Consider the following 6,772-nt stretch of genomic DNA (forward strand, 5'->3'; position numbering starts at 1 on the left):
GGAACTCCGTCACCTTATTGCGACCAATGACTTACGACGAGGCTATCTCGTATCTGTATGATCGCCTGCCCGTTTTCCATCGGGTGGGCGTTTCTGCTTACAAGCCGGGGCTCACCAACGTGTTGGCCCTATGCGCGGCGCTGGGTGATCCCCAGACCCAGTTCAAGAGTATCCATGTGGCCGGTACCAATGGAAAAGGGAGTACGTCGCATTTGCTGGCGAGTATCCTGCAAGCTGCCGGCTACCGGGTTGGGTTGTATACATCCCCTCACCTCAAATCATTTATCGAGCGTATCCAGCTGAATGGGGTACCGATTGCTGAAGCCGACGTGGCTCAGTTTGTTACGGAACAGCAGGCTACAATCGAGCAGATCGAGCCGTCCTTTTTTGAGGTGACGGTTGCAATGGCGTTTGCCCATTTTGCCCGCCACCAAGTCGATGTCGCCGTGATTGAGGTGGGGCTGGGCGGTCGGCTCGACTCGACCAATATCATCACCCCGCTACTAAGCGTTATCACGAACATTGGTTGGGACCACATGAATGTGCTGGGTGATACCCTCCCGGCCATTGCGGCCGAGAAGGCGGGGATAATAAAGCCGGGTATACCTGTGGTCATCGGCGAGGTGATCGACGAAACAGCGCTTGTTTTTGAGGCCATAGCGGCACAGAACAACGCACCGCTGTACCGGGCTGAGGCGTCATGGCAATGTACCGATGATGGATTGGCCAATGGCGTCCGGCAGCTTGCCTGTAAACGGCTAGGGGGGGAGGGGCATCAACTGCTACAGATCGAGTTGCCTCTGTTGGGCCTCTATCAACTGCGTAACGTGCAGACGGTATTGACCGCGCTGGATCACCTGGCGCCCCATTTCTCGATTGACCGTTCAGCCATCGAGCGGGGCAGCCGGGATGTAGTGAAGCAGACGAACCTGAAAGGGCGCTTTCAGTGGCTCCAGTCAAGGCCAACGGTGATTGCCGATACCGCACATAACAAACCGGGGATTGAGGCGGTGATGGCTTCCTGCGCGTCGCTGCCCCATACGGCGCTGCATCTGGTGCTTGGTTTTGTGCGTGATAAAGATGTAGGGGAGGTGCTCGCGCTATTACCACTCGACGCCCACTACTATTTTTGCCAGGCGGATTCGCCCCGGGCGTTGCCAACGCAGGAATTGCGGAATATGGCGGCACGAACCGGTCGGGTCGGTGAGGGGTACTCGTCGGTCGATGAGGCGTTGGCTCAGGCGTTGCGGCAGGCCTCGCCGACAGACCTCATTTTAGTAACAGGCAGCACGTATGTTGTTGCCGAATTAACCAGTTTATAAGCGAATATGCGTCGCCAAAAAATGTACCGGTTTGAGCAAAACCGGCTGGCTCCTAACGTCATCGAGCGGGGCAAACCACTGTATTCAACGATCAAAGGAAAGTGGCATCCCGATTATTTTCAGAATGACAACCCTATTGTTCTGGAATTAGGCTGCGGTAAAGGAGAGTACACCGTCGGGCTGGCCTCGGCTTATCCCGATAAAAATTTCATCGGTGTTGATATTAAAGGCGATCGCATCGCCCGGGGGTCACAGGCGGCGCTAGCCGGGGATCTGGCTAATGTTGCGTTTCTACGCACGGATATTCAATATCTGGACGAATTTCTGGCCGAAGGCGAGGTGAGCGAGATATGGATTACGTTTCCTGATCCGCAACCGAGGGATAAGCAGGAAAAGCACCGGTTAACCTACAAGACGTTTCTGGCCAAATACGCCACACTGCTTCAGCCAGGGGGGGTGTTGCACCTGAAGACCGATAATACGCCTTTCTACGAGTATAGCCTAGAGTCACTGCCCGCCAATGGCTTTACCATTCTGGAAGCAACTGACAACCTGTACGAATCGCCTTTGAATAACCTGCACCTGGGTATTAAGACGAAGTATGAAGCGATGTTCTTCGAGAAAGGCTTCTCCATTAAATACCTACAGAGTAAAAAAAATGGGTGACTCCGTACGGAGTCACCCATTTTTTTACTCTGTAGTTTTGGAACGATTAGTTGAACAACCGCTCCATAAGGTCAGCGACCCGGCTAGAGTAGCCATACTCGTTATCATACCAACCCACGATTTTAGCAAACGTACCCATTGACGAGGTCAGTTTAGAATCGAAGATGCATGAGTGCGGATTGCCAATGATGTCGGTCGACACGATTTCGTCGGTCACATACTCCAGAATGCCCTTCATAGTGGTTTCTGAAGCTTGTTTCATCACGGCATTGATTTCCTCGGCGGTAGCTGGTTTTTTCAGGATAACTGACAAATCAGTAATCGAGCCATCAGGAGTTGGTACCCGCATAGCATTACCGTCGAGTTTTCCTTTCAGGTGGGGCAACACGAGGCCAACGGCTTTAGCAGCGCCTGTTGAGGTAGGCACAATAGAAAGAGCTGCCGCCCGCGCCCGACGCAGGTCAGAATGGGGAGCGTCCTGTAAGTTCTGATCGGCTGTGTAAGCGTGAATGGTTGTCATGTACCCCATCTCGATGCCAAAGTTGTCATCGAGGACCTTGGCCATAGGAGCCAGGCAGTTTGTAGTACAGGATGCATTCGAGATAATGGTCTCGCTGCCTGTAAGGGTGCTGTCGTTTACACCTAGTACAACCGTTGGGATGTTGCCTTTTGCTGGTGCTGAAATAACAACCTTTTTAGCACCAGCCTGTAGGTGTTGACCCGCTCCGGCCTCATCGACAAATCGGCCAGTTGACTCAAGAACCACATCAACGCCAAGATCTTTCCAGGGTAGTGCCTTAGGATCGCGTTCTGCATATGCGTGAATACGCTTGCCATTTACCGTGATGCTATCAGCATCAGCACTAACCTGACCACTAAATCGACCGTGGACGGAATCATACTTTAACAGATGAGCAAGGGTCGCGTTATCGGTTAGGTCATTGATTGCCACAATCTCTACATTCTCTTTCTCCAGGAGACGACGGAACGAGAGGCGGCCAATACGACCAAATCCATTAATAGCTACTTTGATGGTTGCCATTAGACTGTAATCAGGTTTGGTTAACGGGCCAAATATACTAGTCTGAAAGCAGACAGTCATTATCCAGAGGACTATATATAAGAGTATACCAAGACAGTAGTATTTAGCAAAAGACTAATGAGAAGGTTAGTATTTTTAGTGATGTTTTTTAGTAAAATCTAATAATTTGAGTTTATTTTCGTCTTTTAGCCAAAATATTGTCAAAATTAGCGCAATTTGCTAGTATAAATGGTATGAATATTAGCAATACTAATACGATTTACTAAATAAGGTATATAATTACTAACCTACTGTACTAGTTTGACGCCTCTTCTAACAGTACTAAATGAGATTCATTACCTAATCGCGGTTTCCTAAAAGACATTATGAATACCGAAATAGGAGGGGAAAGAAGCTGGAAAACGTTATTCATAAACATAGCCCTAGCCAATTACCAGTAACTATGCACTACCATTTCTTTCTGGACATTCCTGCTCATATAATACATAGCCTAGCTTACATCCATCTTGCGTCTAAGCCAAACAACCCATCTAATCATAAGAGGCATTGTCAAGCAGCGTGAAACGCCAATGCGTATTCATAAACTCATTCAGAGTTATTACGCAACGATTATTCCAATTCAAAGAGATAAGACGTCCTACCTAGAAGAATAAAAATGTATGGCAGCTGATCACACTTCACAAACAGAGATTGATAAATCCTTACAAACAAGGTGAACTCTCTAGTAGATGATCCTAAGCGCAATTAGACTAACTGTGATCAAACCCTAACATCTGAAAACAATATGCTTACTCAGTCTATTAAGTCAATAGAGTCTGATATATCAGTCAATTATTGAGAGGCCTCTTATCTTTACCACTCCGAACTACATAGCCTGAGTCACGTATACCTTTTCCAACACATATACCCCGTGTCTTTAACTTTAAACACACAACTATCTAATTTGTAAACAAAATAAAATTTGCCAACAAAAATATACAATAATCTAAATCGTTAATTATCAGGCGATTATACTAAGTAAAGTAAAGCTTAACTTTCTATTATGACTCTTGAAAAAACACATGTACTCGCTGCATGGGACGACCGAAGTCTTTTAAAAGACCCCACCTACAAACAAAGTATCGATCGGGTGATTGCTCAATTGGATAACGGCCAACTGCGAGTCGCTGAGCCAATCGCCAACGCAGTAGGAGAGTGGCAAGTGAATGAATGGATCAAAAAAGCGATCCTGCTTTACTTTGTTTCACAACCTATGCAGCCCATTGAAGTAGGCATCTTTTCTTACCATGACAAGATTCCTCTTAAAACAAACTTCGTCGAGGCAGGTGTACGGGTCGTACCACCAGCAACCGTTCGATACGGTGCGTTCATTGCACCGGGGGCAATTCTAATGCCTTCCTATGTAAACGTTGGGGCGTACGTTGGCGAGCGTACCATGGTCGACACGTGGGCTACCGTTGGGAGCTGCGCACAGATTGGTAGCGACGTTCATCTAAGTGGGGGAGTTGGTATTGGCGGTGTCCTCGAACCACCACAGGCCGCGCCAGTCATTGTAGAAAACGGTGCCTTCATTGGCTCGCGTTGCATCGTCGTGGAAGGGGCTCACATTGGCGAGCGGGCTGTTCTTGGCGCGGGCGTAACCATTACCGGTTCGTCTAAGGTAATTGACATCACGGGCGATTCACCGGTTGAATACAAAGGGTTAGTACCTGCTCATTCCGTAGTTATTCCGGGCAGCTATACCAAAGAGTTTCCTGCCGGTGCTTACCAGGTTCCCTGCGCGCTGATCATCGGCAAGCGCAAGGCCTCAACCGATTTGAAGACATCCCTGAACGATGCGTTACGTGAGAACAACGTCAGCGTGTAATTCACATTTGTAATTCCTTAATACCTCAACCCGTCAGTTTACATCATTAACTGGCGGGTTTATTTTTGTATATACTATTTATAGTTGTAAATTCACAATAATAAATCAACCAAGGCCTTTACAAATGTCCATTAATGACAAAATTAAACAGGTGTTGACCATTAAACAATTGTCACCCTCTCAACTAGCTGATGATATCGGTGTACAGCGGTCCAGTATATCCCATATTTTATCTGGCCGAAACCGACCAAGTCTCGACATCATTCAGAAGATTGTCCGTTGCTACGCTGATCTCAGTTATGAGTGGTTTTTGGAAGACGATTCACAATTGTCAATACCTGAGCAACGAGAAGAACGTCACGAGCCGACCAAACCAGCAGCTCAGCCCTCTGTAAATCGCCCCTCGGCCTGGAACAGAGAACCAACACCACCTCAGTCAACGTTAGTGGATTCATTAAAAAAAACGATCGTTCCAGAAAAAGAAAGCCCTCCTGTCGCCGATAAGCAGGTCGATCGTATCTTGATCTTCTATACGGATGGTACCTTTCGGGAGTATAGGCCGGCCTGAGGTGCAGCAGGGGAGTTGGCGTTGTATCTTTGTTTAGTACTGCTGCCACTCAGTGGCCGTACTGCTTACCTGGTATTCATTCCTTCCATTGCATGGTTGCTTACAAACCCCGGCTTATAGTCCGCCCATTTTGGTATCCCGCTCGCATGACCAGCTTGCTTGGCTTGTCTTTGTTGACCGTCGGGTGTACCATTAAAGAACCCTTACAAGTCGAACCCTTTGAAACCGGTGTGCTGGTTTTTGATGAACGGGTCCAACCGGCCAATGTGAGCGTCTCGTTCATCAACCGACAAACAGGCTTGGTTCGTTTTCCATCGCCCCGGCCTGGAGTGTTAGCCACCGACATCTTCAACAACCAGAACGATCGGCAATTGAATGACAAAGTATCGTCTTATGCTGAAGTCGATGGTAAGGGATTTCTGGTTTCGCCGGAGACCGGGCAGATTGAGATTGTCGAAAGCAGCAGTTTCCGAAGCATCTCCCTGCTGGGTGGGGCAGAAGTCCCCCGGTACGTGGTTGGCGTTAGTCCGTTGAAAGCCTATGTCAGTTGTTGGGGTGGCCGCACGGTTGGCCCCAATATCGCCGTGATTGATGTGGTGGCCCGGCGACTCTTTAACTCGATTCCGGTCAGTGCGGGCCCGGAGCAACTGGTCGTAGTCGGTGATGAACTGTTTGTGGCAAACTCAGGCGGCTCATCAGAGGTTGGTAAGACCGTTTCCATTATCAATACCACCACCGATCAGGTGGTAACGAGCCTATCGGTTGGCGACGTACCCACGTCGATCGCCTACGATCCTGAGGTTAATTTGCTTTATGTGTTATGTTCAGGTCGCGCCGTCAGCAGTTCGGCCAACGGGTTAACCTCCGCCGAACTGGTAACTATAAACCCCGCGACACGGCAGGTCACAAACCGGGTGGTTATCGGGGGGCGGCCTATCGCGGGCAATCCGACAAACCTGACGCTGGACCTAAAAACGAAAACCCTGTACTTCCTGTGGCGGGGGCTCATCTATAAGACGACCCCCACTGCGACATCAATTCCACTTACCCAACCCGTCGAAACCCGCTCGCTGACCAATTACGGGTTCGATCCGAGCACAGCCACACTGTACGGCGCCACGACCAACAAATCGGCAAAGCCCGGTGTCGTGCTGCGGTTTCAGCCGACAGGAACCCTTATAGACTCAATCAGCACCGAGGCCATTCCAACCGGCTTTTACTTTAAGTAAGCCAATCCTGCATGAAGGAGGTAGTACAGCCCCTTTTTGGGCAATCACTCTCGTTTGAATCGCCTAAAAAAGCCCGTT

The 6,772-nt window shown here is 49.0% G+C and carries 6 protein-coding genes; 5 read left to right on the plus strand and 1 reads right to left on the minus strand.

Features of this window, described 5'->3' with window-relative positions; genetic code table 11:
* Nucleotides 1-26: 26 nt before the first annotated feature.
* Both FAES_RS15955 and trmB read left to right on the plus strand, forming a co-directional pair.
* The gene (locus tag FAES_RS15955) at nucleotides 27-1,322 is read left to right on the plus strand and encodes a bifunctional folylpolyglutamate synthase/dihydrofolate synthase (protein WP_015332273.1); all 1,296 of its coding nucleotides are present in this window, start codon (nucleotides 27-29) and stop codon (nucleotides 1,320-1,322) included.
* A gap of 6 nt (nucleotides 1,323-1,328) precedes the next feature.
* Nucleotides 1,329-1,988, plus strand: coding sequence for a tRNA (guanosine(46)-N7)-methyltransferase TrmB (gene trmB, locus FAES_RS15960; protein WP_015332274.1), 660 nt, complete (start codon nucleotides 1,329-1,331; stop codon nucleotides 1,986-1,988).
* Nucleotides 1,989-2,034: 46 nt separating this feature from the next.
* Here trmB and gap read toward each other — a convergent pair whose 3' ends face one another.
* Nucleotides 2,035-3,030 (minus strand): type I glyceraldehyde-3-phosphate dehydrogenase, encoded by a 996-nt coding sequence (gene gap / locus FAES_RS15965; protein ID WP_041257952.1) that lies wholly within the window; start codon nucleotides 3,028-3,030, stop codon nucleotides 2,035-2,037.
* Between the two features lie 1,042 nt (nucleotides 3,031-4,072).
* On the opposite strand from gap, the gene FAES_RS15970 reads away from it, so the two are divergent.
* The 3 genes from FAES_RS15970 (at nucleotide 4,073) to FAES_RS15980 (ending at nucleotide 6,694) form a co-directional block, all read left to right on the plus strand.
* Complete coding sequence (locus FAES_RS15970) at nucleotides 4,073-4,897, plus strand: 2,3,4,5-tetrahydropyridine-2,6-dicarboxylate N-succinyltransferase (protein ID WP_041257953.1); 825 nt, start codon at nucleotides 4,073-4,075, stop codon at nucleotides 4,895-4,897.
* A 124-nt stretch (nucleotides 4,898-5,021) separates the two neighbouring features.
* On the plus strand, nucleotides 5,022-5,465 hold the full coding sequence (locus tag FAES_RS15975; protein ID WP_041257954.1) for a helix-turn-helix transcriptional regulator: 444 nt from the start codon (nucleotides 5,022-5,024) through the stop codon (nucleotides 5,463-5,465).
* A gap of 299 nt (nucleotides 5,466-5,764) precedes the next feature.
* Nucleotides 5,765-6,694, plus strand: coding sequence for a YncE family protein (locus tag FAES_RS15980; protein WP_229364492.1), 930 nt, complete (start codon nucleotides 5,765-5,767; stop codon nucleotides 6,692-6,694).
* Nucleotides 6,695-6,772: the final 78 nt, after the last annotated feature.

The sequence above is a fragment of the Fibrella aestuarina BUZ 2 genome (genome assembly GCF_000331105.1).
In the GTDB taxonomy this organism is placed as follows: domain Bacteria; phylum Bacteroidota; class Bacteroidia; order Cytophagales; family Spirosomataceae; genus Fibrella; species Fibrella aestuarina.